Below are 23,911 nucleotides of genomic sequence, written 5' to 3' on the forward strand. Positions count from 1 at the left end.
CTAACAACCCCTCCACCCGCCTCCGCACCACCACCCCTCCGCAGCAACGCGGGGGTCACTTACCGCCGATATTCCTCGGGTCTATCGGTGGTAAGTGACCCCCGCGTTGCTTTTGCGTTGGCTCCTTGCCCGGGCTCAGGCGCGGGCCTACACTCACGCCTATAGGCCGGGTTGCGGCTCATTCCAAGACTGTTTTTACGACTGTTTCCAAGGAGGTCGCTGTGGCAGCAAAATTTGGCGTGCTGGCCCTGGTCGAAGCCAAAGCCGGGAAGGAACAGGATGTCTGGGACTTCCTGAACGGGGGCCGCGAGATCGTGCTCAACGAGCCCGGAACGCGTACCTGGTACGCCTTCCGGGTCAATGAGAACACCTTCGGCATTTTCGACACCTTCGATACCGAGGAGGACCGGCAGGCCCACCTGGGCGGTGCCATCCCCGCCGCCCTCGGCGAACACGGTCCCGCCATGCTCGCCAAGGATCCGGACATCAAGCTGATCGAACTCATCGCCGTGAAATAGGGGCGCCGCCGGCCGCCGCAGATCAGGAGCGGCGATTGCCACAATGTGACGCGGCATTACCTTGCGTGAACTGGTGTTTCCGTACCGTTGTTCCGCTCTGTGACGCCGCCCTATCGTCGATGCATGGCAATTCAGGACATTTACCCCACGGCGCTGCGCCTCCTCGGCCGCCCCGTGCTGGTGGTCGGCGCCGGACCGGTGGCCGCCCGGCGCACCAAGGGGCTGCTCGACGCCGGAGCCCGCGTCACCGTCGTGGCACCGGTCGCCTGCCCGGCCCTGGCTGAACTTGCCACCGCCGGCCTCCTGAACTGGGAGCCCCGCCCGTACCGCCCCACCGACGTCGACGGCGTCTGGTTCGTCCAGACCGCCACCGGCGACGCCGCCGTGGACGCGCAGGTCTCGGCCGACGCCGAGGCGCAGCGCATCTGGTGCGTCAACGCCTCCGACCACGAAGCTTCCGCCGCCTGGACGCCCGCCGTCGCCGTGGTGGACGACGTCAAGATCGCCGTCAACGCCGGCGGAGACCCGCGCCGCGCCATGGCCCTGCGCGACGCCGTCGCCACCGCACTGGACACCGGGGACCTGCCGCTGCGCCGGCACCGTGTGGCCGGCACAGGTGCAACCGCCGGATCAGTGGCCCTCGTGGGCGGCGGTCCCGGCGACACCGGACTCATCACCGTCCGCGGCCGCCGGCTCCTGGGCCAGGCCGACGTCGTGGTGGCGGACCGGCTCGGCCCGCGTGAACTCCTGGCCGAACTGGCCCCCGACGTCCGCGTGATCGAGGTCGGCAAGACCCCCGGCCACCATCCCGTGCCGCAGTCTGAGATCAACCGGATCCTGGTCGAGGAAGCCGTGCAGGGCCACCGTGTGGTCCGGCTCAAGGGCGGCGACCCATACGTCCTGGGCCGCGGCGGAGAGGAAGCCGAATTCTGCCGGCAGCACGGCGTCGAGGTGGAAGTGGTTCCCGGCGTCACCTCGGCCATTTCCGTCCCGGCCGCAGCTGGCATCCCGGTCACACACCGCGGGCTCGCCAAAGGCTTTAGCGTGGTCACTGGCCACGAGGAACTCTCCGAAGTCCCGGCCCGGGCCGACCACACTGTGATCCTGCTCATGGGCGTGGGCCAGCTGCGCGATTCCGCAGCCTCCCTGGCCCGCGCCGGTTTGCCTCAGGGGACGCCTGTTGGCATCGTAGAGAATGGATACCTGCCGAACCAGCGGGTGACCATCGGAACTCTCGGGACCATCGCGGACCAGGCGGAGGCCGCCGGCGTCGCGAACCCCGCCGTGATCGTGATCGGCGACGTGGTCCGCGTCAGCCCGTTCGCGCCGTCGCACTTCAAGACCGCGGACTACAGCACCACCTCCCCGAATGCTCCCCGCACCACCAAGACCCGCGTACTGACCCCCTAACACCCGTCGATTGCTCCACAACTGCCGTTATCAAGCCTCAAAAGGGCAGTTGTGGAGCAACGGATGCAGAAGAAAAAGGAACACAGCCGTGTCAACGAACACCCCTGTAGGAACCGCCGCCCGACCGCTGCGCGTTGCCGTCGTCGGCTCCGGTCCCGCCGGCGTCTACGCCGCGGACATCCTGACCAAGAGCGAGGCCGTCAAGAGCGGCGAGCTCACCGTCAGCATCGACCTCTTCGACCGCTACCCGGCACCCTACGGCTTGATCCGCTACGGCGTGGCCCCCGACCACCCCCGCATCAAGGGCATCGTCAACGCCCTGCACAAGGTCCTGGACCGCGGCGACATCCGTTTCTTCGGCAACGTGGACTACGGCACGGACCTCTCCATCGGTGACCTCCGCACCCACTACGACGCCGTCATCTTCGCCACCGGCGCCATCAAGGACGCGGACCTCAACATCCCCGGCATCGAGCTCGAGGGTTCCTACGGCGGCGCCGACTTCGTGTCCTGGTACGACGGCCACCCTGACGTGTCCCGCGAATGGCCGCTGGAGGCCAAGGAAATCGCCGTGATCGGCAACGGCAACGTGGCCCTGGACGTGGCCCGCATGCTCTCCAAGCACGCCGACGACCTCCTGGTCTCCGAAATCCCGGACAACGTCTACGCCGGGCTGAAGTCCTCGCCCGTCACGGATGTGCACGTGTTCGGCCGGCGCGGGCCGGCCCAGGTCAAGTTCACGCCCCTGGAGCTGCGCGAACTCTCCCACTCCAAGGACGTCGACATCATCCTCTACGCCGAGGACTTCGAGTTCGACGCCGAGTCCGACCGGCAGATCCAGAGCAACAACCAGACCAAGACCATGGTGGGCACGCTCACCAACTGGATCGCCGAACAGCCCGAGGACCTCTCCGAGCTCACCGCGTCCCGCCGGCTGCACCTGCACTTCCTGCACAGCCCGGTGGAGGTCTACGACGGCGCCGAGGCTCCCGGCCGCGTCGCCGGGATCAAGTTCGAGCGCACCGAACTGGACGGCACCGGCAATGCCCGCGGCACTGGCGAGTTTGTCGACTACCCGGTCCAGGCCGTGTACCGCGCCATCGGCTACTTCGGTTCCGCCCTCCCGGAGGTCGAGTTCGACCACAGCAAGGGCGTTGTCCCGAACGACGGCGGCCGCGTCCTGGACGCCGCCGGCACCCACGTCCCGGGGATCTACGCGACCGGCTGGATCAAGCGCGGGCCGGTGGGACTGATCGGCCACACCAAGGGTGACGCCCTCGAAACGGTGACCTACCTGCTCGAGGACCGCGAAAACCTGCCCCTGGCCGCCACACCCGCCCCCGAGGCGATCGTGGAACTGCTGGCGGGCCGCGGCGTCGAGTACACCAGCTGGGAAGGCTGGCTGGCCCTGGACGAGCACGAGCGCGCCCTGGGCGAGAAGGCCACCGCAGCCGGCGAGTCGCACGGCGTCGCCGTCCAGCGCGAGCGCATCAAGGTGGTGCCCCGCGAGGACATGGTAGAGATCTCCCGCGGCGCCGCCGTCGAGGTCTAGCCTCAACGCAGGCCAACGCAGAACAACGCGGGGTTACTTCCCGCCCATCCCCGCCGGCGGGATCATGGGCGCGAGGCGGCCCCGCGTTGTTTGCTTTGCGTGGCAACCCGGGCGGTAGTCAGTAAGCTTACCGTCATGGGTGAGCACGATTCGCGCGGGGCCGGCCAATGCGGGGCCGGCCAATGAGGCTCCGTCACAGCAACGCGTCCGGCCGCGGATACCGCCGGGTCCCCGCGGGGACCGGGTTCAGCTACAAGGACCTGGACGGGTCCACCCTGCCGCCCGGTCCCGTGCGGGAGCGGCTGGAGGGCATCGGGATCCCGCCGGCCTGGACGGACGTCTGGATTGCCCCGTACGACAACGGGCACATCCAGGCCACGGGGGTCGACGCGGTGGGCCGGCGGCAGTACATCTACCATCCGAGCTGGCGGGAGCGGAAGGACCGGCTGAAGTTCGACCGTTCGCTCCAGCTGGCCGAGACGCTGCCGGCCGCACGCCGCCTGGTGACCATGGACCTGCGCTCCGAGGGGCTGACCCGGGAACGGGTGCTGGCGGCCGCCTTTCGGATGCTCGACAGCGGATCGCTGCGGGTCGGCTCCGAGCGCTACACCAACGAAAACGGCAGCCACGGGCTCGCCACCCTGCTCTGCGCCCACGTCAAGGTGCGCAAGGACGAGCTCCGGCTCAGTTTCCCAGCCAAGAGCGGCAAAACCTGGGAGTCGCGGATCGACGACGCCGACCTCGCCGCCGTCGTCCGCCAGCTCAAGCGGCGCGGCGGCAAGGCCCGGCTGCTGGCGTACAAGGACGGCCGCAGCTGGCATCCGGTGTCCAGCGCGGACATCAACGAGTACGTCAAGGAGCGCACGGGGGAGGACTTCACCGCCAAGGACTTCCGCACCCTGCGGGGGACGGCGGCGGCAGCCGTCAGCCTGGCGCAGAGCGGTCCGCAGGCGAAAGTCTCGGCCCGGAAGAGTGCGGTGAGCCGCGCCATGCAGGACGCGGCCTCGGTCCTGGGCAACACGCCGTCGATCGCCCGGAAAAGCTATGTGGATCCAAGGCTGCTGGACCACTTCGCGGCGGGGGAGACGATCGACCCGAAGCGGCCCGATTCCGCCGAGTCCGAGATCCGCGCCTTGCTGTACCAGGAAGGCGATGTGGTTCCGCTGCAAAAGGCCGCAGGCTAGTACGCCGGTCCGGCGTGCTGCCCGCGCCGCCCGCTCTGCTGCCGGCCGCCGGCTCTGCTGCCCGCCGGCGACTCTGGCTGCTTCCGGCGGCGCCGCTACATCCGGCCGAAGCGCGCCCGGACCAGGGCGAACACGCCGTAGGCGATGAACCCTGCCCCGATCGCCAGGAGCAGGTACGGGCCGAAGGGGTGGTCCCGGAGTGCCTTGAGGCTGCCGTCCAGGCCGGTGGAGGAACTGGGGTTGTTGGTGGCCGCGGCGATGACGAACAACAGCCCGGTCAGGAGCAGCGCCAACCCCTTCGCGACATGCCCGGTGACTCCGAGCACGCTGATCAGTTTGCCGCGGTGGGTCCCCTCGAAGTGCTGCAATTCCTCCTTGAACTTCTTCCCGCAGCCCTTGACGATGAAGTACACGCCGATCCCGATGATGGTCAGCCCGAGGCCGACCAAGGCCGGAACGCCGAACGGGGACTGGACCAGGGCAGTGCTGAAGTCCCGCGTCGAGTCGCCCGAATCGCCGCGCTGGCCCAGTGCGAAGCCCGCGAAGCTCAGCCCGACGCTCCCGTACGCTATGGCGAGGAAGCCGGAGGAGATGAGTTTGCCCAACTGTTCCCTGCGCGGCAGGTGGCGGCCCCGGAGGGTCGCTTCGCTCAGCTGCCAGAGCGAGAGGCCCCCGCAGGCGATGCAGGCCACCCACATCACGGCCGGACCCCAGGGGTTGGCGGCGAGTTGTTCGATGGCGCCGGTGGGTTCGGCCTGGCCGGGCGCGCCCAGGACCAGGGCGATGGCAATGGCGCCGATCACGATATGCAGCAGGGCCATCACGGCGAATCCCGAACGCGCGACGGCGTCGAGCCAGCTGCTGTTCGACGCCGCCTCGGCGGCGTCGGCGGCGCCGCCGATGGCGGCTTGGATCCCGGAATCTTCTTTGGCCATGCCCTCAGCGGTTGCAGATGCCGTCAGGCAGGAACGGCCGCAGCCTGGTGCCTGGCCAGTTCCTTCGGGCGCCTGGCCCGCAGGATCAGCTTGAACAGTTCGCCAAGGAGCAGCAGCACCACGGCCGGCACCAGACAAATCAGCCACTGCGCACCGGTCAGGGGGACGGTGCCGAACAGGTCCTGCAGCACGCGGATCTGAGTGATCAGCATCGAGCCGACCACTGCCCAAGCGAATGCCCAGAGCAGCTTCGGGTTGGAGACGGTGGACGGCCCGAAGGCGCTTTCCTCGGGGAAACGCAGGTTGAGGGCGACGGTGATGTTCATCAGCCCCAGGCCAACCAGGGCCATGCTCTGGCCCACCTCGAGTGAGCCGTAGCTGGTCTTGCCAATCTGCACGATGATCAGCGTCGCGGCCGCCATGAACAGCCCGACGACGAACAGGCGCACCATCATCGACCGGACGATGATCGGCTGGTTGAACGGCCGGGGCTTGCGGTCCATGATGCCCGGCGTCGCGAGGTCCAGGCCCATCACGGCCCCAATGGGGGCGACGATCGCCATGTGGATCCACAGCACCTGCGCCGGGCTGAGCAGCGCGGTTCCGGCGATCGCGAACGCCGACGAGCCGATGAAGGCCAGGATGAACATGAACAGGTTGGCGACCTGGATGCGGATGAACTTCTGCAGGTTGTCATACACGAGCCTGCCCTGCTCGACCGCGCTCACGATCGTGGCGAAGTTGTCGTCGGCCAGGATCATCTTCGCCGCTCCCTTGGCGACGTCCGTGCCCGTGATGCCCATCGCGATCCCGATATCGGCCGCGGCAATGGCTGGTGCGTCGTTCACGCCGTCGCCGGTCATCGCGACAATGTTGCCCTTGCGCTTGAGCACCTCGACCAGCCTGACCTTGTGCTCGGGCGCCACCCGGGCGATCACGCCGATCCCGTCCACCTCGCTGTCGGCTTCCGCGTCGCTCATCGCAGCGAACTCGGCGCCGGTCACCGCGCGGCCCCTGATGCCCAGTTCGTCGGCGATCGCCGCCGCGGTGACGGCATGGTCGCCGGTGATCATCCGGACCCGGATGCCGGCGTGCTTGGCTGTGGCAATGGCGGCCACTGCCTCGGCCCGCGGCGGGTCGACCTCGCCAATCAGTGCCGAAATCTCCAGGTCTTGCATGAGCGCCATAAGGTCGCCCGTCGGATCGAACGTCGCGGGGTCGAACTCGCGCTGGGCCAGGGCGAGCACCCGCCTGCCCTGGCCCGCGATGCGGTCGTTCTCGGCGAGCACTTTCGCGCGCATCTCCTCCGTGAGGGGTTCGGCGCGGCCGCCCGGCATTCGGCCGAAGGATGACCTGTCGAGGAGGACGTCGGGAGCCCCCTTCACGTAGGCACGGATCACGAAACGGCCGTGGGCACCGGGCATCAGGTGGAACGTGGCCATAAACTTGTAGTCGGAGTCGAAGGGTACCGACGCCACGCGCGGGTTATTTCGGCGGAACTCCCGGACGTCCACGCCGCCCTTCTGCGCGAGCACGAATAGTGCAGCCTCCGTGGGGTCTCCCACGACCTCGCCGTCCTGGATGTCGGAGTCGTTGCACAAGGCGCAAGAGAACATGACATAGTCCAGGTCCCGCTCGGCGTCGCCGGTGGTCCGTTTGACCTGGCCGTCGAAGCTGTAGCCCTCACCGCTCACGGTGTAATGATGCTGGACGGTGGTGATCTCGCGCACAGTCATCTGGTTCAGGGTCAGGGTGCCCGTCTTGTCCGAGTTGATCGCCGACGTGGATCCGAGTGTCTCGACCGCGGGCAGGACCTTCATGATGGCATTCTTCTTGGCCATGTTGACCGAGCCGACGGACAGGATCGTGGTGACGACGGCTGGCAGCGCATCAGGGATCGAGCCGACCGCCAACGCCACACCGATCCCGAAGAGCACCGCGAAGGATTCGCCCTGGGCCAGGCCCATCACCACGATCGCGACGAAGGCGAAAAGTGCGGCGACGATAATGAAAATGGTGAGCCGGTCCACCTGTTTGGTGAGCGGGGTTTTCTCCGTCTTTTGGCCGGCCAGCATGTGGGCGATGTGGCCGACCTCAGAGCCCATGCCCGTGGTGGTGACAAGGATCTCGCCGTGGCCCCGGGTCACGTTGGTGTTCATGAACGCCATGTTCAAGCGGTCTCCGATGCCGACGTCGTGCCGCCTGATGGCCGGGGTGTCCTTCTCGACCGCCACGCTTTCCCCGGTCAGGGCGCCCTCCTCGATCTGCAGGGTCGCGGCCAGGATCACCCGCCCGTCGGCCGGGACCCGGTCGCCGGCGTCGACCACCACGATGTCCCCGGGCACGATCTGGTCGGCGGGCAGCTCCACGATGTCGCCGTCGCGGCGCACCTTGGCCATCGACTTCATCATTTGCCCCAAGGAAGCGGCGGCCGCCTCGGCCTTTCCTTCCTGGTGATAGCCCAACCAAGCGTTGAACAGCGTCAGCAAGGCGAGGCCGACGGCGGTCCCGTACTCCTCGATCACCAGGCTGACCAAGGCCGCGACCACGAGCACAATCTGCATGTAGTCCTTGTAGTGCTTGAAAAACCGCTTCCACACAGGCTCCGGTTTCGCGGCCGCCAGGGCGTTTAGGCCGTGCTCCTGCAGCCGCTGCTCCGCCTCGGCCGTGCTCAGCCCGAGGGACGGATCAACGCCCAGCCGGCCCGCGGCCTCGCCGGGTGAGAGCGCGTACCACGTCGCGTCCGCGTCGGTCGCAGTCAACTCTGCTGCTGCTCCGGGATTGTCGGTCATGACTTTCTCCTCATCGCCGGGACGCTACTCAGAATGGTGTCGGGATTTGCCGGACAGCCAGCGTGGGTTCACGGTAGTCGCCGGCCTTCTGACGCTTGGGGAGTTCGACGTCGAGCCCGGCGTACGGCTCGTAGGGAACCTGGCTGAGCAGGTGGCTGATGATGTTGAGCCGGCCGCGCTTCTTGACGTCGTTGTTCGCGACGTACCAAGGTGCCCATGCGGTGTCGGTCGCCTCGAACATGGCGTCCCTGGCCCGGGAGTAGTCGTACCACCGGCTGTAGGACTTCAGATCCATGGGCGACAACTTCCACGTCTTGCGCGGATCGTCCATACGGCTCTCAAGCCGCCGGGTCTGCTCGTCTTCGCTGACCTCGAGCCAGTACTTGATCAGGATGATTCCGGAGTCGACCATCGCCTTCTCCACCATCGGAGTCATGTTCAGGAACCGCTCGGTCTGCTCGGGGGTGCAGAAGCCCATCACGGGCTCGACGCCGGCACGGTTGTACCAGCTGCGGTCGAAGATGACCACCTCGCCGGCCGCCGGGAAGTGCGACATGTAGCGCTGGAGGTACATCTGGGATTTCTCCCGCTCCGTCGGTGTGGGGAGCGCCACCACCCGGAAGACCCGGGGGCTCACGCGTTCGACGATGCGCTTGATCGTGCCGCCCTTGCCGGCCGTGTCGCGGCCCTCGAAGACGATGCAGACCTTGGCTCCGGTGGACTTTACCCACTCCTGCATGGCGACCAGTTCGCCTTGCAGGACAGCCATCTCCGCTTCGTACTTCTTGCGGCGCATTTTCTTGCCGGCCTGCTCGTCCTGTCCGTCGGCGCTCTTGGTCTTTTTCTTCTTCTTGCCCACCATCGACCTCCTCGCGGCGTACTTGCTGAGGTAAATCACAGCAGCGGCACTACAAGATTCGATGCGACCGCACTTAGTCCCGGGGGATGGGGCGGAAGTGCAGACACCCTTGTCGCGGGCACCCTCGCGCAGCGTGCTACCACTCTTAGTGTTGACCGAGGTCGGGACGCGGTCTACGGCACTAAGACCCTATTGGGGTGCCCGCGGAACCGCGCGCCACAGTCGAGCCGGCCCCTGCTGCTGGGCGCAGGGGCCGGCCGTCTGGACTCGGCGTTGGCGCCGATGATGACGGGGATCCGCGTGGCCGCGAGCCTGGCCCCGAGGCCGGTGCGCGAGTGGCGGCCGCCACTGAGACAGAGCATCTTCCGGTCACCTTGGGAAAACCCTTAGGAGGCTACTCCTGGAGCCATTCGGCGCAGGAGTTCAGGTTCCGGGTGACGCTCTCGACGGCGGCAGCCTCGTCGCGGGCGGCAATCGCGGCCACGAGTTCGTCGTGGCCCTCGAGCGGCAGGCCGTTGAAGCCTCCCCGCCGCTGCTGGCGGAGCAGATCATTGTGGAAAACACTGCCGAAGCTGACATACAGCTCATGCAGCAGCGGGTTGGCGGACGCCTGCGCCACGCGCACATGGAAGTCCCAGTCGGCGCGGGCCCACGAGGGATAGTCCGCGGCCAGCCAGGCGACACGGCGGGCGGTGAGCAGGCCGCGCAGGGCGGTGACGTCCTCGGCCGTCGCGTGACGGGCGGCAAGCCGGGCCGCCTGGGTGTCCAGCCCGACCCGGACCTCGAGGATGTGCTCCTGGGAGTGGTCTTCGTACATCCGCTGTGTGGCGCCTGCGATCTCGCTCGTGGCGCGGACGTACGTGCCGTCCCCGCGGCGGACCTCGAGCATTCCGCTGTGGGCGAGCGCCTTGATGGCCTCGCGCAGGGTTCCGCGGGAGACCCCGAACGCGGCCATCAACTCAGGTTCGGCCGGAATGCGCTGCTGCAGCGGCCACTCGCCCGAGTGGATCAGGGCCCGCAGCTTGGCAGTGATTTCCTCCGCCAGCGGCGTCCGGTGCGAGGCAGTGAGTGTCATCGCAATGTTCCTTCCGGGGAGTGCGCAGTTCCTTCTGGAGTGTGCCAAGCGGCGGCCCGCAGTTCCTTGGCCCGCTGTTCTTTGGCCCGCAGTTCCTTCGGCCCCGCCGACAGGAGATGGCCTACCGCGATCTGGCCGAGGGCCACTGCCAGCAGGAGGGCCAAGGGCAGCGTCCAGGAGTTGGTGGCGCTGTGCAGCAGGCCCATGCCGAACGGCCCGAGGGTCGCCAGCAGATACCCGGCGGACTGGGCCACGGTGGACAGCGCGGTGGTCTCGGCCGTAGTGCGGCCGCTGCGGCTGATCATCACCATGACCAGCGGGAAGATGCCGAGGCCGAAGCCCAGCAGCACCGCGGTCAGTGGAGCCAATGCAGCCGGCAGGACCAGCATGGCCAGGACGCCGAGGGCCATGGTCACAGTGGCCAGGTAGAACGCTGTCCGAAGCATCCGGGGGCGTGAGCCGATGGCGACCAGCACCATGCCGGCGGGGACGGAGACGAGCTGCATGAGTCCGAACATGAGCCCGCTGTCGGAGGCCGTGAGGCCCATCGTGGCCAGCATGTAGGGGAACCAGCTGAGCACGGCATAGGCCAGCAGCGCCTGCACCGTAAAGCCGAGGGTGATCAGCGCGCCGGTGCGGGTACGCAGCAGGGGCCAGGGGGAAACCCGGGCGGCCTTGCCGGCGGATGCGTTGCGGTGGGCGTGCACCGCGATCGGAATGAAGCCGAGGCAGGCGCCCAGGGCCAGGAAGCCGATGGAGCCGACGCCGGCCGAGGGTGAGCCAAGGGCCTGGGCCACGGGAACGATCAGCACGGCGGTGACGGTGGCGCCTGTGGTCATGGTCAAGGTGTAGACGGCGGTCATGAGGGATGTGCGGTCCGCGAAGTGCACCCTGATGAAGGAGGGCATGGCCACGTTGCAGATGGCCAGCCCGGACATCCCCGCCACGGTGCCGGCCAGCAGCATCCCGGTGGACGGAACTCCGCGCAGCAGCAGCCCCGCCGCCAGCATCACGAGCGAAAGCAGGATGGCTTTTTCCAGTCCCAGCTGCCGGGTAAGCCAGGACGTGGCAGCTCCGGCCACCGCGAAACACAGCGTGGGGATCGAGGGGATCAGGGCTGCGATCAGCGGGCCGTAGCCCAGGACGGCCTGCAGGTCGTGGAAGAGCGCGGCGGCGCCGGTGATCCCGGCGCGCAGGTTGAGCCCAATGAGCACGAGCGCCACGACGCCGGCCACGATCACGCCGCGCGGGCGGACCGCGCCGGGTGGAGCTGTCTGGGAAAGTGCGGAAACCGCCGTGCTGCTAGCCATACCTAAAGGTTAGACGTTTGATGTTTGAGGTTCAGCCTTTAGTGGCGAATATCTCGGAAAGTGACAACCCCAGCGCGATGTGACCCCGCCTTGCCCGGGGTGTGGCGCGGACGGTGGTCAGCGCGGGTGCCGGGCGCTGAGCCGCTGCACCGAGAGTGCGAGCCAGAGCTGCACCCGGTCCGCTGTCTGCGCGGGGTCGTAGCCGGTGAGTTCGGTGATCTGCGCCAGCCGGTAGCGGACCGTATTGCGGTGCAGGGTGAGTTCCTCGGCGACGGCCGCCACCGAGCCGTTGTTGCCGAGGTAGCTTTCCAGTGTGGCCAGGAGTTCGGCGCCGTGCGCCGCGTCGAAGGCCCGCAGCGGGTTCAATGATTCGTTGGCCATGTCCGCCAGCGGAACGTCCTCGCTGGCCAGCAGCAGCGAGGTCAGGCTCAGCCGCTCGGGCTCGTTGACCGGCAGGCCGTGGCTGGCCGCGTCGCGTGCCTCGAAATAGCTCCAGCGCAGGCCGTTGGGCTTGGTGTAGGCCCCGCCAATGCCGATCGTGGCGTGGATCCCGGCCTCGGCCAGATGGTCGCTGAGGCTGCGGGCGAGGGTGCTGGCGCCGCTGCCGTCGTCGGGCATCACCACCACGAGGTCCTTCCCGACGACGGCGCTGACCGCCGCCTCGAGCGGCTGGGGCAGGGAAGAACTCCCCAGCTGTTTTTGGTGGGCGGCCGATTCGGCGAGCAGGACCACGTTCTTGCGGGTGCTGTTGATGCCGACCCCGGCCAGGCGCCGGGTGGCTTCGCTGGCCTCCAGCGTCCCGTGGATGACGTCGTCCAGGACCTGGCCGGCCAGCGCCCGCTGGGCCTGCCGCTGCTTGACCATGTTGTTGAGCTCAACGCTGATCAGGTTTTGGGCGTAGCCCACGATGCCCGAGTCCTCGAACGGCTGCTTCACCCACAGGGTGCAGGCGTCGCGGCGGCCTGTGGGGATGGGGTAGGACGCCCAGCCCTCGGCCTTGGGCGCCGGATGGCCGGGCACGCTGTTGTACAGCTGGGCGGTGAACTGGGTCAGGACGATCTCGGTGCGCAGCATCGAGCCCAGGTGTTTCAGGAGTTCGGCGAGGCCGCCGCCGGTCAGCAGGGCGCGGGCCAGGATCTGGTGCCCGGCGATGAGCCGCTCGAGCTTGACCAGGTGGTCCGCGGACTGGGCGTCGGCCACGAGCTTTCCGATCGCGATGAAAGGCGTTTCGTAGGGCACCTCCACCACCGGCAGCCCCCACCGGTTGGCCTCGGCGATCAGGGCAGGCGGCACGGCGTCGTGCGTCAGGCCTACCCCGAACCCGATGCCCACCGCTCCTGCCCGCTGGACCTGACGCACGAACCGGCGCTGCTCCGCGGCGCTCTTGAGCCGCATCCCCGTCGTCAGGATCAGTTCGCCGCCGTTGAGGAAGCGCTGCGGGTCCTCCTGTTCGGTGACGGCCACCCAGTGAATGTCCTGGTGCCAGGTGGTTTCGGCGAGGCCGGCCTTGGTGAGATTCAGGGACGGAACTCCCAGCAGGGCGGCGAGTGAAATGGCCATGGATTCAGGATAGCCGGGTGCTGGTCAAGCGCACTAAAGTGTGCCGAGCATGGTGTGCAGGTGCCTATTCCCTGGCTTGCCCCGCTGGCATAGGCTCGTGACCAGTCACACATCCGTCATTGGCAGTAAGAAAGAGGTTGTACACCGTGGTTCAAACCTTGCAGAACTTCATTAACGGCGAGTTCGTCACCCCCGCCGGCACAGGGTTGCTGCCCATCGTGAACCCCACCAACGGCGACGTGGTGGCGCAGGCGCCGATCTCGGTGCAGGCCGACGTCGACGCCGCCATGACAGCAGCCAACAACGCCTTCAAGAGCTGGAAGCACGCCACGCCCGGGCAGCGGCAGCTCATGTTGCTCAAGCTCGCGGATGCCGTCGAGGCCAACAGCGACGAGCTCGTGGAGGCCCAGCACCGCAACACCGGCCAGGTCCGCTCCCTGATCGCCTCCGAGGAAGTGGCCGCGGGCGCCGACCAGCTGCGCTTCTTCGCCGGCGCGGCCCGCATCATGGAAGGCAAGTCCGCCGGCGAGTACTTCGAAGGCCACACCTCCTACGTGCGGCGGGAACCGATCGGCGTCGTGGCCCAGGTGGCCCCGTGGAACTACCCCTTCCTCATGGCCATCTGGAAGATCGGGCCCGCCCTGGCCGCCGGCAACACCGTGGTCCTCAAGCCCTCGGACACCACCCCGGAATCCACCCTGGTGCTGGCCCGGCTCGCCGGTGAAATCTTCCCGGCCGGCGTCCTGAACGTTGTCCTGGGTACCGGCGAGACCGGCGCCATGATGGTGGAGCACAAGGTCCCGGGCCTGGTCTCCATCACCGGGTCCGTCCGCGCCGGCATCGCCGTCGCCTCGGGCGCCGCCAGGGGACTCAAGCGCGCCCACCTGGAACTCGGCGGCAAAGCCCCGGCCATTGTGTTCGCCGACGCCGACATCAAGAAGAGCGCCGCGGCGATCGCCGAGTTCGCCTTCTTCAACGCCGGCCAGGACTGCACGGCGATCACCCGGGTCCTGGTCCAGGATTCGGTGCACGACGACGTCGTCGCCGCCATGGTGGAGCACACCAAGACCCTGCACACGGGTTCGCAGAACGACGAGGACAACTACTTCGGCCCGCTGAACAACGTCAACCACTTCAACGCGGTCACGTCCGTTGTCGAGCACCTGCCGGCGAACTGCAAGATCGAGACGGGCGGCCACCGCGCGGGCGAGAAGGGCTTCTTCTTCGAACCCACGATTGTCACCGGCGCCAAGCAGAGCGATGACATTGTCCAGAAGGAAACGTTCGGCCCGGTCATCACGGTGCAGAAGTTCAGCACCGAGGACGAGGCAGTGGAGCTGGCCAACGACGTCGACTACGCCCTGGCCTCCAGCGTCTGGACGACCAACCACGGCACCGCGATGCGCCTGAGCCGGGACCTCGACTTCGGCGCCGTCTGGATCAACACGCACATTCTCCTGACCGCCGAAATGCCGCACGGAGGCTTCAAGCAGTCCGGCTACGGCAAGGACCTGTCCATGTACGGCGTCGAGGACTACACCCGTATCAAGCACGTGATGAGTGCGCTCGACGCCTAACGCAGATGCATAACGCCGACGCATGACGCGGCTGCCTAACTGAACCTGACGCATAACTGGCGCGCCTCAACCGCACGCTTAGAAAGGCTTTCCCATGACCACCACCGCACATGACATCACCTACCGGCTCGAGCAGAAGCGCCGCGTCCAGGCCGACTTCCCGGGCCCCAAGTCCGTTGCCCTGACCGAGCGCCGCAAGGCGGTCGTCGCCGCCGGCGTCGCGTCCAGCGTCCCGGTCTTCGTGGCCGACGCCGACGGCGGCATCATCCACGACGTCGACGGCAACTCCTTCATCGACCTCGGCTCCGGCATCGCGGTGACAAGCGTCGGCGCCTCGGACCCCGCCGTCGTCGGGGCCGTGAAGGAAGCCGTGGAGCACTTCACCCACACCTGCTTCATGGTCACCCCGTACGAGGGCTATGTTGCCGTGGCCGAGCAGCTGAACCGCCTGACCCCGGGCGACCACGAAAAGCGCACAGTGCTGTTCAACTCCGGCGCCGAGGCTGTCGAAAACGCCGTCAAGGTGGCCCGCCTGGCCACCGGCCGGGACGCCGTCGTCGCGTTCGACCACGCCTACCACGGCCGCACCAACCTGACCATGGCGCTGACGGCCAAGGCCATGCCGTACAAGACCAACTTCGGCCCGTTCGCGCCCGAGGTCTACCGCATGCCGATGAGCTACCCGTTCCGCGAGGAAAACCCGGAGATCACCGGTGCCGAGGCCGCCAAGCGCGCCATCACCATGATCGAGAAGCAGATTGGCGGCGAGCAGGTGGCCGCGATCATCATCGAACCCATCCAGGGCGAGGGCGGCTTCATTGTCCCCGCCGACGGGTTCCTGCCCGCGCTGGCGGACTGGGCCAAGGACAAGGGCATCGTCTTCATCGCCGATGAGGTCCAGTCCGGCTTCTGCCGCACCGGCGAATGGTTCGCCGTGAACCACGAAGGTGTTGTCCCGGACATCATCACCATGGCCAAGGGCATCGCCGGTGGCATGCCGCTCTCCGCCATCACCGGCCGTGCCGACCTCCTCGACGCCGTCCACCCGGGCGGCCTCGGCGGTACCTACGGCGGCAACCCGGTGGCGTGCGCCGCCGCGCTGGCCTCGATCGGTTCGATGGAGCAGTACGACCTCAACGGCCGCGCCAAGCACATCGAAGAGATCGCCCTCGGCAAGCTGCGCGAACTGGCAACGCAGCAGCCCGTGATCGGTGACGTCCGCGGCCGCGGCGCCATGCTGGCCGTTGAACTCGTCCAGGCCGGTTCCAAGGAGCCGAACCCGGAGCTGACCAAGGCCGTCGCCGCAGCCTGCCTCAAGGAGGGTGTCATCATCCTCACCTGCGGCACCTACGGCAACGTCATCCGGCTGCTGCCGCCGCTGGTGATCAGCGACGAACTGCTGCTGGACGGCCTCGAGGTCCTGGCCGCGGCCATCAAGGCCAACGCCTAGCCCACCGACTAGCACACCGACTAGCCCACGGCCCAATAGGCTGCCGGGACGGCAATCCCTTCCCGGAAACCGGCCTTGCCCGAACAGCGGGGGACACAACGGAGGAGCCGCGGACACATCGTCCGCGGCTCCTCCGTTTTCTGTTGTGCCTGTTGTTCCTGTTGTTTCCGTCCGTCCCGCCGGCTACGTGGTTGCCGTCCCATTTTTTGGCTTTCTGGCTTTCTGGCTTTCTGCTTCTGCCGGCCCTACTTCCAGGCGGTCGCGTCCAGCTGGATTGCCACCACGTAGAGGTGCTGGCCCTGCTCGATCTTCTCCACCTCAGTGACGCGCACCTTGGTCTCCGGGATGGTGCTCATCGGACGGCCGACGCCGATCCCGTAGCTCAGCACGCCCTCGAAGTCCCCGGCCGGCGCGTAGCTGGTGAGCGCCTGGTACCCGATTGCCGGTGCGGGCGCGCTGGTCACGGTGCTGGCCGTGCCGTCCGCGGTGTGCGACTGGGCGCCGCGGAACGTCACTTCGAGGATGGTTCCCGTGCCGGGCATCGGGATGGGCAGCCCGCTGCCGTCATCGACGAGGTCGGGGACCACTTCGACGTCGTAGCTGGGGAAGCCGCCGGAGAACCGGAAGCTCAGCTGGTCATACGGCGGGACGTCGGAGGGGTGCTGGCCTGCGCCGATCGCGTACAGCGTTGGCAGCGGTGCCGCCGGCGGAGGTGCGATGGGCACCGGGTTCTCGTGGTCCGTGTGGAACGGGGTGGTCGGTCCCGGCACCGACCAGTCGTGGGTAACCGTGGAGGAGATCACTTTGTCGCCGGATTGCGGCGGTAACGTCTCGTCGGCGTCGCCGGTTGCTGACGGCGACGGGCTCGCCGTCGCGGTGGCGGACGGGGACTGCGACGGCGGCTGGCTGCTGGGGGAGGGCTGCGGCGCCGGTGGCGTGCAGGCGGTCAGGACCAGCAGGAGCGTCAAAGTTCCCAGTACCGCGGTCTGCGTCCCGGTCCTGCGGTTGCGAATGGCGTTCATGATGCGCTCCCCTCGACCATCCAAGCGTAGGGCCTGAAGATTGTGCTGCTCAGGGCCATAAGTCACCCCCTTTTGGAGGGTCCGCTGGACTAGAGTCGTTCCTATCCACTGCAGGAGCGCAGACCGGCCGACGTCGCCCGGAACCCCCGGGGCGCAGCTGGCGTCTGCCACAGACCCATAAGGGGTTCATACATGCGATACGTAGTCGGCTATACACCCACCGAACGCGGCGCGGACGCCGTTGCCCTGGCATCGGCCATGGCCCGGGCGCAGGGGGCGCAACTCGACCTGGTCTATGTGGTGGACCGGCACACGCCCCATGTGGCGACGAATCCGGAAGGAGACCGGGTCAGCGCCGCGGAGCAGCAGGTCCTCTCCGCGGAACGCCAGGGAATGGAACTGGTCCCTGAGGGGCTGGAGGCGCATTTCCATGTCCGCCAGGCGGAATCGTTCGCAGCTGGCCTGATCGATGCCGCACTCGAGTACAGGGCGGGGCTGATTGTGGTTGGTGCCGCCAGCCATGGCCTGTTTAAGCGGCATACCGTGGGCAACGTGGCCAACGCCCTGCTGCACGCCGCCCCGGTTCCGGTGGCACTGGCGCCGCACGGCTACCGCCGGACCGAAGCCATCACGCGTTTGACCCTCGCCGTGGGCCAGCGCGTCGGAGCGGAGGCGGCGATCGACGTCGCGATCGAATCCGCCGAGCGCCGCGGGGTGCCGCTTCGGCTGGTCTCCCTCGTGGAACTGGACGTCGAGGGGGACGGCGGGGAAAACGTCAACGCTGCCCACATCCACGCCAACACCGTCCTGGCCGCCGCCGCGCACCGTCTGCCGGAGGGCCACCATGTGAGTGTGGAGGTCGCCCACGGCCGCACGATCGAGGAAGCAATCGACGACCTGGAATGGGACGACGGGGAGGTCATGATCGTAGGGTCATCCCGCCTGGCGGAGAAGTACAAGCTGTTCATCGGCAGCACGGCCTTCAAGGTGCTGCGGGCGCTCCCCGTGCCGATGGTCGTGGTTCCGCGCGACTACCAGCAGGTGGATACCTTCCCGGCGGTCTGATTCTCGGAGGCCTGGGGCCGCGGGGCCAGGACCGCCCAGTATGCGGGAATGCTGCCGGGCGGTCCGCCGGCCTCCATCGGCACTGTCTTCAGGACGGTGGAACCCTGCGCGATGAGGGTCCAGCGGTCCGCGGGGAACACGCGCGAGCGTTGCCCGGCGCCGAAGTGGCCCGGTTTCGGCAGGGCAGAAATGGCCTGGCGGAGCGGTCCCGGGATCTTCTCGCCCGTGGCGCCCAGGCCGCGCAGGTAGCTGAGTGCGCCGCCCGGGACGTTTGTCTCGACCAGGTAAATCCGTCCCCGAGTGCCAAGGAGGGCTTCGATGGAGCCCGCCAGGCGTGCCTGCCGCCGCCGGCTGAGGACGTGGAAAACGCCGCGGACAAAGACGTTGGCGTCGCCGAGTTCCCGCGCCAGCCCGGCTGCCGCAGCCGGCTCGGTGGCATCCAGGCTCCGGAAACTGAGGCCCGGTACGTGCGGCTGGGCGCACTGCGCGGCTGCCACGGCCTCGGGTGAGACGTCGACGCCCAGGACCGAGGGGAAGATTTCGGTCAGCCGGCGTGTGATGGCGCCGTTCCCGCAGCCGAGATCGATCACGGGAAGGCCGGTGTCCATCGCGCCCGCCATGGCCTGCAGGTGGTGCCGGATCTCTTCGTTCCCGGCGCCGGGGGCGGCATCCCAGATGATCGGTTCGGTGAGGGAGCCCCGAGACACTCCGCGCCAGAAGGCATCCCAGCGCCGGTCCGGGCGGCTGGGACGGTGCAGTGACAGCGCCGCGACCCTGGCAGCCAGCCGGAACGTGTCCGCCGCCCTATGCATGCCCGCCGTGCTTTTTCCTGTTTTGCGTGTTCCTGTTTTGCGCTTGCCCGCGGGAACGGGTCCGCTCACGCGACAGCGCCGTCTCTGTGCGCGAGCAGATCCGTCATGTCCGGCACCGGCAGCGGACGGCTGAAGAAGTACCCTTGACCGAATTCGCAGTTCAGCTGCCGCAGCTTGTTCGCTTGCTCCCTGTCCTCGATGCCCTCGGCTACGGCGCCCAGTCCGGCCGAATGGATCAGTTGCAGGATGGCCGCGACGAATGCCTCCTGCTGCCGGTCTGTGGTCAGTCCGTCGAGCAGGGACTTGTCGATCTTTGCCTGCGCGGCCGGGAGGGTGCGCAGGTAGCTGATGGAAGAATAGCCCGTGCCGAAGTCGTCGATCTCGATCCGGACGCCGAGATCATTGAGCGACTTCATGGTGGCTGCGACTTCCGGGCCGCCGCGCATGATCGCAGTTTCGGTGATCTCGATTGAGACATGGCAGGGGTCCACGTCGTGGCGGGCCAGCAGGCTTTCGACGTAGGGCGCCAGATCAACGTGGTGCAGGTCCGCAGGGGAGAGATTGATGTGCGTGCTGAAGTCCGCCGGGAGGCCCGGATCGGACTTCCAGCGGCCGGTCTGCGCGATGGCGTTCCGGAGCACCCAGTGGCCGATTTCCACCGTGAGCCCGGCCTCGTCGGCGGCGTCAAGGAAGGTATCCGGCGCCAGCAGGCCCAAGGCGGGGTGGCGCCAGCGGATCAGGGCCTCGGTGCCGGCAATGGCTCCAGTGCGGAGGTCCATGATGGGCTGGTATTCCAGCTCGAGCTGGTCCATCGCCAGTGCCGTCCTCAGCTCTGCCACCTGGTGGACCCGCTGCTTGGCGGCCTCGTGCATGGCCGCGGAAAACACCAGGAGGGTGTCCCGGCCGCGTTTCTTGGCCTCATGCATGGCGATGTCGGCATCGCGGATGAGTTCCTCGCTGCGCAGGCCAGGTTCCCCCAGCCGGACACCGGTTCCGGCCGTGAGGGCGACAGCGACACCGCCGGCGACGATTCTGTCCTTCAGCGATTCGCCGAGCCGGGCCGCGATCTGCAGCACGTCCTCCGTGTCCTGGTCCGCGACGAGTACGGCGAACTCATCACCGCTCAGACGTGCGATCAGGTGGCCGGCACCGGCCGCCGCGCGAAGCCGCAGGGCCGCCTCGCGCAGGACGGCGTCCCCCGCGGCATGGCCGAGGCTGTCGTTGATGAGCCGGAAGGAATCGAGGTCCAGCAGAATGAGGGCCGGCTGGTGTCCCGCGCCGGCGCCGGCAACGGCTTCGGCCACTTTTTCCTGCAGCAGCGAGCGGCTGGCCAGGCCGGTCAGCTCATCGGTGTTGATGACGCGCCGGAGTTCGGCTTTGGCCGCCTCCAGGAGCGCGGTCCGCTCGGCGACCCGGACTTCCAGGTCCTCGTACATGCTTTGGAGCTCTTCGGCCAGCAGGTTGATGCCGGTCGTGACGGCGTCAATGCCGTCCCTTGCCGGTGAGACCGGCAGGCGGTTCGACAGATCGCCCGAGGACAGTACGACGATGCCGTCCACGAGTTCCTCGAGGCGGCGGTCATCCTCACTCCCCGTCATGGCCCCGTGCGGTCAGCCAGCGGACCGCCTCATCGCTGTTGGTGAAAAAGCGTGTCGGAACCGGCGCCGAATTGACGCCCAGGAAGAAGTTGGCGAGAACCCGGTCCACGGCGGACGAACCGAGGAGCGCGATTGCCGAGGCGTCGCAGCGCTTGGCGAACACGGCCCGGGCGGCCCGGGTGACGGACTCCGTGGTGGCCATGTCGATCAGCAGCGGCGTGGGCCGGCCGCCGCACAATTCATTGACGCGATCCATGGCCAGCTGAGCGTTGGGGGCATCAATCACGACGCCCCGGGCCCACTCGAGGCGCAAGATGCCGCTGCTGTCGAAGTCCAGAGACGAGATGTCGCGCCCGCCCGGAGTTTCACGATCCTCTTCTGGCACCAGCAATCCTCAATTTCGCCCCAACGTGTGCATTCATACTGACACTAATGCACAGCGGCCTTGGTGCGCAGGCAGCAGCCCCTCAGGTCAGTAGCGCAGGGCAGGAGCGCTAGGCGGCGGCGCGGGCCAGTTTCCGGGTCACGGAGTTCTTCCGGGCAGTGTGCAGCATGTCCACGGTCAGCACCAGCAGCGCCAGCCAGACGACGCCGAAACCGATCCAGCGGTCCGGTGTCATGGCTTCCTTGAACACGACGAGCGCCACGATGAACTGCAGGACCGGTGCGAAGTACTGCAGCAGGCCGATCGTGGTCATCGGCAGCCGGCGGGCGGAGGCGCCGAAGAACAGCAGCGGCACGGCGGTGATGACGCCGGACGCCACGAGCAGCCAAAAATGCCCCGCACCGTTGGTGGCCAGACTTGCCGCCCCGCTGACCGCTAGGAAGATCATTGTGGCCGCGGCCAGTGGTGCCAGCACGATCGTCTCCACGGTGAGGCTCGTGATCGCGTCCGCCCGCGGGCCAACACGTTTCTTGACGAATCCGTACAGACCGAAGCTCAGCGCCAGCGTCAGCGCGATCCAGGGGAGCTTGCCGTAGGAGACCGTCAGAACCCCGACAGCAATGAAACCGATGCCGACGGCGGCCCACTGCAGCGGCCGCAGCTTTTCCTTCAGGACAAAGACCCCCAGCAATACAGAGACGAGCGGGTTGATGAAGTAGCCCAGGGAGGCTTCGACGGCCTGGCCGGTGGTTACACCGTAGGTATACGTCAGCCAGTTCACCGCGATCAGTCCGGCCGCGATCGAAAGCGGCCCGATCACCGTGCGGTTGCGGAACGCGGATCCGAGCACCCGCCACGAGCGGGTGATGGTAATCAGCAGGACGCAGAAAAGCAGCGACCAGACCACCCGGTTGGCCACGATCTCGACGGCGCCGGCCGGATGCAGGACGTAGAAGTACAGCGGCAGCAGCCCCCAGAGCCCGTAGGCGCCGATCCCGAACAGGATTCCCGCCGTCGTGTCCTTGTCTACCGGTGCCGGTCCAGCCGGCCGGGCCGTCGCCGGCCCGGCTGCAGCGGCTGAGGCGCTCGACGCTGTCAGTGGGGCGGGGGAGAAGGATCCTTCAGGCTTAGGCACAAGATCAATAACACCACCTGAGCGGCGCCTATTCCTGCCAATCGGAGCAGGAGCGAGCCGGCGACATTTAGAATAGGGGCCTGTGCGCTGTATCTACTGGCGCTGTCCTAAGACTCAGAAGGGCTCCCGGTGTCCAACTCGGCCGAATCCACATCCACTCGTCCCCTCCGTGTCGCGATTGTTGGCGCCGGTCCGGCCGGCGTCTACGCCGCGGACATCCTGACGAAGTCCAATGAGGTCAAAGACGGCGACTTCCAGGTCAGCATCGATCTCTTTGAGGCATATCCGGCACCGTACGGCCTCATCCGGTACGGGGTGGCTCCTGACCATCCGCGGATCAAGGGGATCGTCAACGCCCTGCACAAGGTCCTGGACCGCGGCGACATCCGGTTCCTCGGTAACGTCACCTACGGCCGGGACCTGACGCTGCATGACTTCCGGGCCTTCTACGACGCCGTCATCTTCTCCACCGGAGCCATCAAGGACGCGGACCTGGACATTCCAGGGATCGGCCTGGAGGGGTCCTTCGGCGGGGCGGACTTCGTCTCCTGGTACGACGGCCACCCGGATGTGCCCCGGGACTGGCCGCTGGAGGCCAAGGAGATTGCGGTGATCGGCAACGGCAACGTGGCCCTCGATGTGGCCCGCATGCTGGTCAAGCACGCCGATGAACTCCTCGTCACCGAAATCCCGGACAACGTCTACCGGGCACTGAAGGATTCGCCGGTCACCGACGTCCATGTTTTTGGCCGCCGCGGCCCGGCCCAGGTGAAGTTCACGCCGCTGGAGCTGCGCGAACTCAGCCACGCCAAGGACGTGGACATCGTCCTGTACCCGGAGGACTTCGAGTTCGACGAGGCCTCGGACGAGGCCATCCGCAGCAACAACCAGATCCGGACCATGGTCAACACCCTGACGAACTGGCTCGTCGAGGAACATGCCGAGGCCGAGGAACCGTCCTCGCGCCGGCTGCACCTGCACTTCCTGCACAGCCCCGTCGAGATCCATGACGACGCCGCGAACCCCGGCCGGGTCGCCGGCATCAAGTTCGAACGCATGCAGCTGGACGGCACCGGGAACGTCAAGGGCACCGGGGAGTTCCTCGACTACCCCGTCCAGGCCGTCTACCGTGCGATCGGCTACCACGGTTCGCCGCTTGATGAGCTGGAATACGATGCCCGCCGCGGGGTCGTCCCGAACGAGGGCGGCCGCGTGCTCGACGCCGAGGGAAACGCCGTGCCCGGAATCTACGCCACGGGCTGGATCAAGCGCGGGCCCGTCGGGCTGATCGGCCACACCAAGGGCGACGCGCTGGAGACCATCGGCTTCCTGCTGGAGGACCGGCTGACGCTGCCCCCGGCGCAGAACCCGGACCCGCAGGCCATCATCGACCTGCTTCAGGAGCGCGGCATCGAGTACACCACGTGGGAAGGGTGGATCAAGCTTGATGCCCACGAGCTCGCCCTCGGCGCCGAATGGTCCGCGGCGCAGTCCGCCAACCGGATCGAACGGGAGCGCATCAAGGTTGTGCCCCGCGAGGACATGATCGAGATTTCCCGCGGCTAGGGCAGGTCTTTGAGGGCAGCAGGTCCCTGAGGCAACAGGGGGGCGTCCCGTCAGCCCGGGCGAAAAAGTGTCGGCTGCGCGGCTGCCTACGTGCCAGAATCCTCTC

19 protein-coding genes are annotated in these 23,911 nt (G+C 67.6%); 8 read left to right on the forward strand and 11 right to left on the reverse strand.

Features of this window, described 5'->3' with window-relative positions:
- Positions 1–221: 221 nt before the first annotated feature.
- The 4 genes from LQV16_RS02810 to LQV16_RS02825 all read left to right on the forward strand — a co-directional run bounded on the left by LQV16_RS02810 (position 222) and on the right by LQV16_RS02825 (position 4,664).
- The gene (locus LQV16_RS02810) at positions 222–518 is read left to right on the forward strand and encodes an antibiotic biosynthesis monooxygenase (protein ID WP_229992420.1); all 297 of its coding nucleotides are present in this window, start codon (positions 222–224) and stop codon (positions 516–518) included.
- Positions 519–641: 123 nt separating this feature from the next.
- Positions 642–1,928 carry a uroporphyrinogen-III C-methyltransferase gene (cobA, locus tag LQV16_RS02815; protein ID WP_229992421.1) on the forward strand — a complete coding sequence of 429 codons (1,287 nt, stop codon included), beginning with the start codon at positions 642–644 and terminating at the stop codon, positions 1,926–1,928.
- Between the two features lie 88 nt (positions 1,929–2,016).
- Positions 2,017–3,480, forward strand: coding sequence for an FAD-dependent oxidoreductase (locus LQV16_RS02820; RefSeq protein ID WP_229992422.1), 1,464 nt, complete (start codon positions 2,017–2,019; stop codon positions 3,478–3,480).
- 182 nt (positions 3,481–3,662) lie between these two features.
- The gene (locus tag LQV16_RS02825; RefSeq protein WP_229992423.1) at positions 3,663–4,664 is read left to right on the forward strand and encodes a DNA topoisomerase IB; all 1,002 of its coding nucleotides are present in this window, start codon (positions 3,663–3,665) and stop codon (positions 4,662–4,664) included.
- A gap of 95 nt (positions 4,665–4,759) precedes the next feature.
- Here the strand turns inward: LQV16_RS02825 and LQV16_RS02830 are convergent, their stop codons facing one another.
- The 6 genes from LQV16_RS02830 to LQV16_RS02855 form a co-directional block, all read right to left on the reverse strand.
- Complete coding sequence (locus tag LQV16_RS02830; RefSeq protein WP_229992424.1) at positions 4,760–5,599, reverse strand: DUF1206 domain-containing protein; 840 nt, start codon at positions 5,597–5,599, stop codon at positions 4,760–4,762.
- A gap of 23 nt (positions 5,600–5,622) precedes the next feature.
- Positions 5,623–8,391, reverse strand: a complete 2,769-nt coding sequence (locus LQV16_RS02835) for an HAD-IC family P-type ATPase (RefSeq protein ID WP_229992425.1) — start codon at positions 8,389–8,391, stop codon at positions 5,623–5,625.
- A 28-nt stretch (positions 8,392–8,419) separates the two neighbouring features.
- On the reverse strand, positions 8,420–9,289 hold the full coding sequence (gene ppk2 / locus LQV16_RS02840) for a polyphosphate kinase 2 (RefSeq protein ID WP_229992426.1): 870 nt from the start codon (positions 9,287–9,289) through the stop codon (positions 8,420–8,422).
- Between the two features lie 355 nt (positions 9,290–9,644).
- Positions 9,645–10,325 (reverse strand): FadR/GntR family transcriptional regulator, encoded by a 681-nt coding sequence (locus LQV16_RS02845; protein ID WP_229992427.1) that lies wholly within the window; start codon positions 10,323–10,325, stop codon positions 9,645–9,647.
- Positions 10,322–11,635 carry an MFS transporter gene (locus LQV16_RS02850; protein ID WP_229992428.1) on the reverse strand — a complete coding sequence of 438 codons (1,314 nt, stop codon included), beginning with the start codon at positions 11,633–11,635 and terminating at the stop codon, positions 10,322–10,324. The genes LQV16_RS02845 and LQV16_RS02850 overlap by 4 nt, the downstream gene beginning before the upstream one ends.
- Before the next feature lie 117 nt (positions 11,636–11,752).
- On the reverse strand, positions 11,753–13,195 hold the full coding sequence (locus LQV16_RS02855) for a PucR family transcriptional regulator (protein WP_229992429.1): 1,443 nt from the start codon (positions 13,193–13,195) through the stop codon (positions 11,753–11,755).
- 146 nt (positions 13,196–13,341) lie between these two features.
- Here LQV16_RS02855 and LQV16_RS02860 point away from each other — a divergent pair, with 146 nt between their 5' ends.
- Positions 13,342–14,772: a gamma-aminobutyraldehyde dehydrogenase gene (locus LQV16_RS02860; protein WP_229992430.1), complete on the forward strand. Its 1,431-nt coding sequence runs from the start codon at positions 13,342–13,344 to the stop codon at positions 14,770–14,772.
- 94 nt (positions 14,773–14,866) lie between these two features.
- A complete protein-coding gene (gabT, locus tag LQV16_RS02865) occupies positions 14,867–16,222 on the forward strand; it encodes a 4-aminobutyrate--2-oxoglutarate transaminase (protein WP_229992431.1) in 1,356 nt (451 codons plus the stop codon).
- A 245-nt stretch (positions 16,223–16,467) separates the two neighbouring features.
- Here gabT and LQV16_RS02870 read toward each other — a convergent pair whose 3' ends face one another.
- Entirely contained in the window at positions 16,468–17,244 is a 777-nt protein-coding gene (locus LQV16_RS02870; protein WP_229992432.1) for a hypothetical protein, read from the reverse strand.
- Positions 17,245–17,436: 192 nt separating this feature from the next.
- On the opposite strand from LQV16_RS02870, the gene LQV16_RS02875 reads away from it, so the two are divergent.
- Positions 17,437–18,309: a universal stress protein gene (locus LQV16_RS02875; protein WP_229992433.1), complete on the forward strand. Its 873-nt coding sequence runs from the start codon at positions 17,437–17,439 to the stop codon at positions 18,307–18,309.
- On the opposite strand, the gene LQV16_RS02880 is transcribed toward LQV16_RS02875, so the two are convergent.
- The 4 genes from LQV16_RS02880 to rarD all read right to left on the reverse strand — a co-directional run bounded on the left by LQV16_RS02880 (position 18,276) and on the right by rarD (position 22,239).
- Positions 18,276–19,121: a class I SAM-dependent methyltransferase gene (locus LQV16_RS02880; protein ID WP_229992434.1), complete on the reverse strand. Its 846-nt coding sequence runs from the start codon at positions 19,119–19,121 to the stop codon at positions 18,276–18,278. The genes LQV16_RS02875 and LQV16_RS02880 overlap by 34 nt on opposite strands.
- Positions 19,122–19,186: 65 nt before the next feature.
- Complete coding sequence (locus LQV16_RS02885; RefSeq protein ID WP_229992435.1) at positions 19,187–20,719, reverse strand: bifunctional diguanylate cyclase/phosphodiesterase; 1,533 nt, start codon at positions 20,717–20,719, stop codon at positions 19,187–19,189.
- Positions 20,706–21,110 carry an STAS/SEC14 domain-containing protein gene (locus LQV16_RS02890; RefSeq protein WP_229992436.1) on the reverse strand — a complete coding sequence of 135 codons (405 nt, stop codon included), beginning with the start codon at positions 21,108–21,110 and terminating at the stop codon, positions 20,706–20,708. Before LQV16_RS02890 ends, LQV16_RS02885 begins: the two co-directional genes overlap by 14 nt.
- Positions 21,111–21,213: 103 nt before the next feature.
- Positions 21,214–22,239 carry an EamA family transporter RarD gene (rarD, locus tag LQV16_RS02895; protein WP_229992437.1) on the reverse strand — a complete coding sequence of 342 codons (1,026 nt, stop codon included), beginning with the start codon at positions 22,237–22,239 and terminating at the stop codon, positions 21,214–21,216.
- Between the two features lie 129 nt (positions 22,240–22,368).
- Here rarD and LQV16_RS02900 point away from each other — a divergent pair, with 129 nt between their 5' ends.
- Entirely contained in the window at positions 22,369–23,805 is a 1,437-nt protein-coding gene (locus LQV16_RS02900; RefSeq protein WP_229992438.1) for an FAD-dependent oxidoreductase, read from the forward strand.
- Positions 23,806–23,911: the final 106 nt, after the last annotated feature.

It is taken from the genome of Arthrobacter sp. Bi26, assembly GCF_918697925.1.
GTDB lineage: Bacteria > Actinomycetota > Actinomycetes > Actinomycetales > Micrococcaceae > Arthrobacter.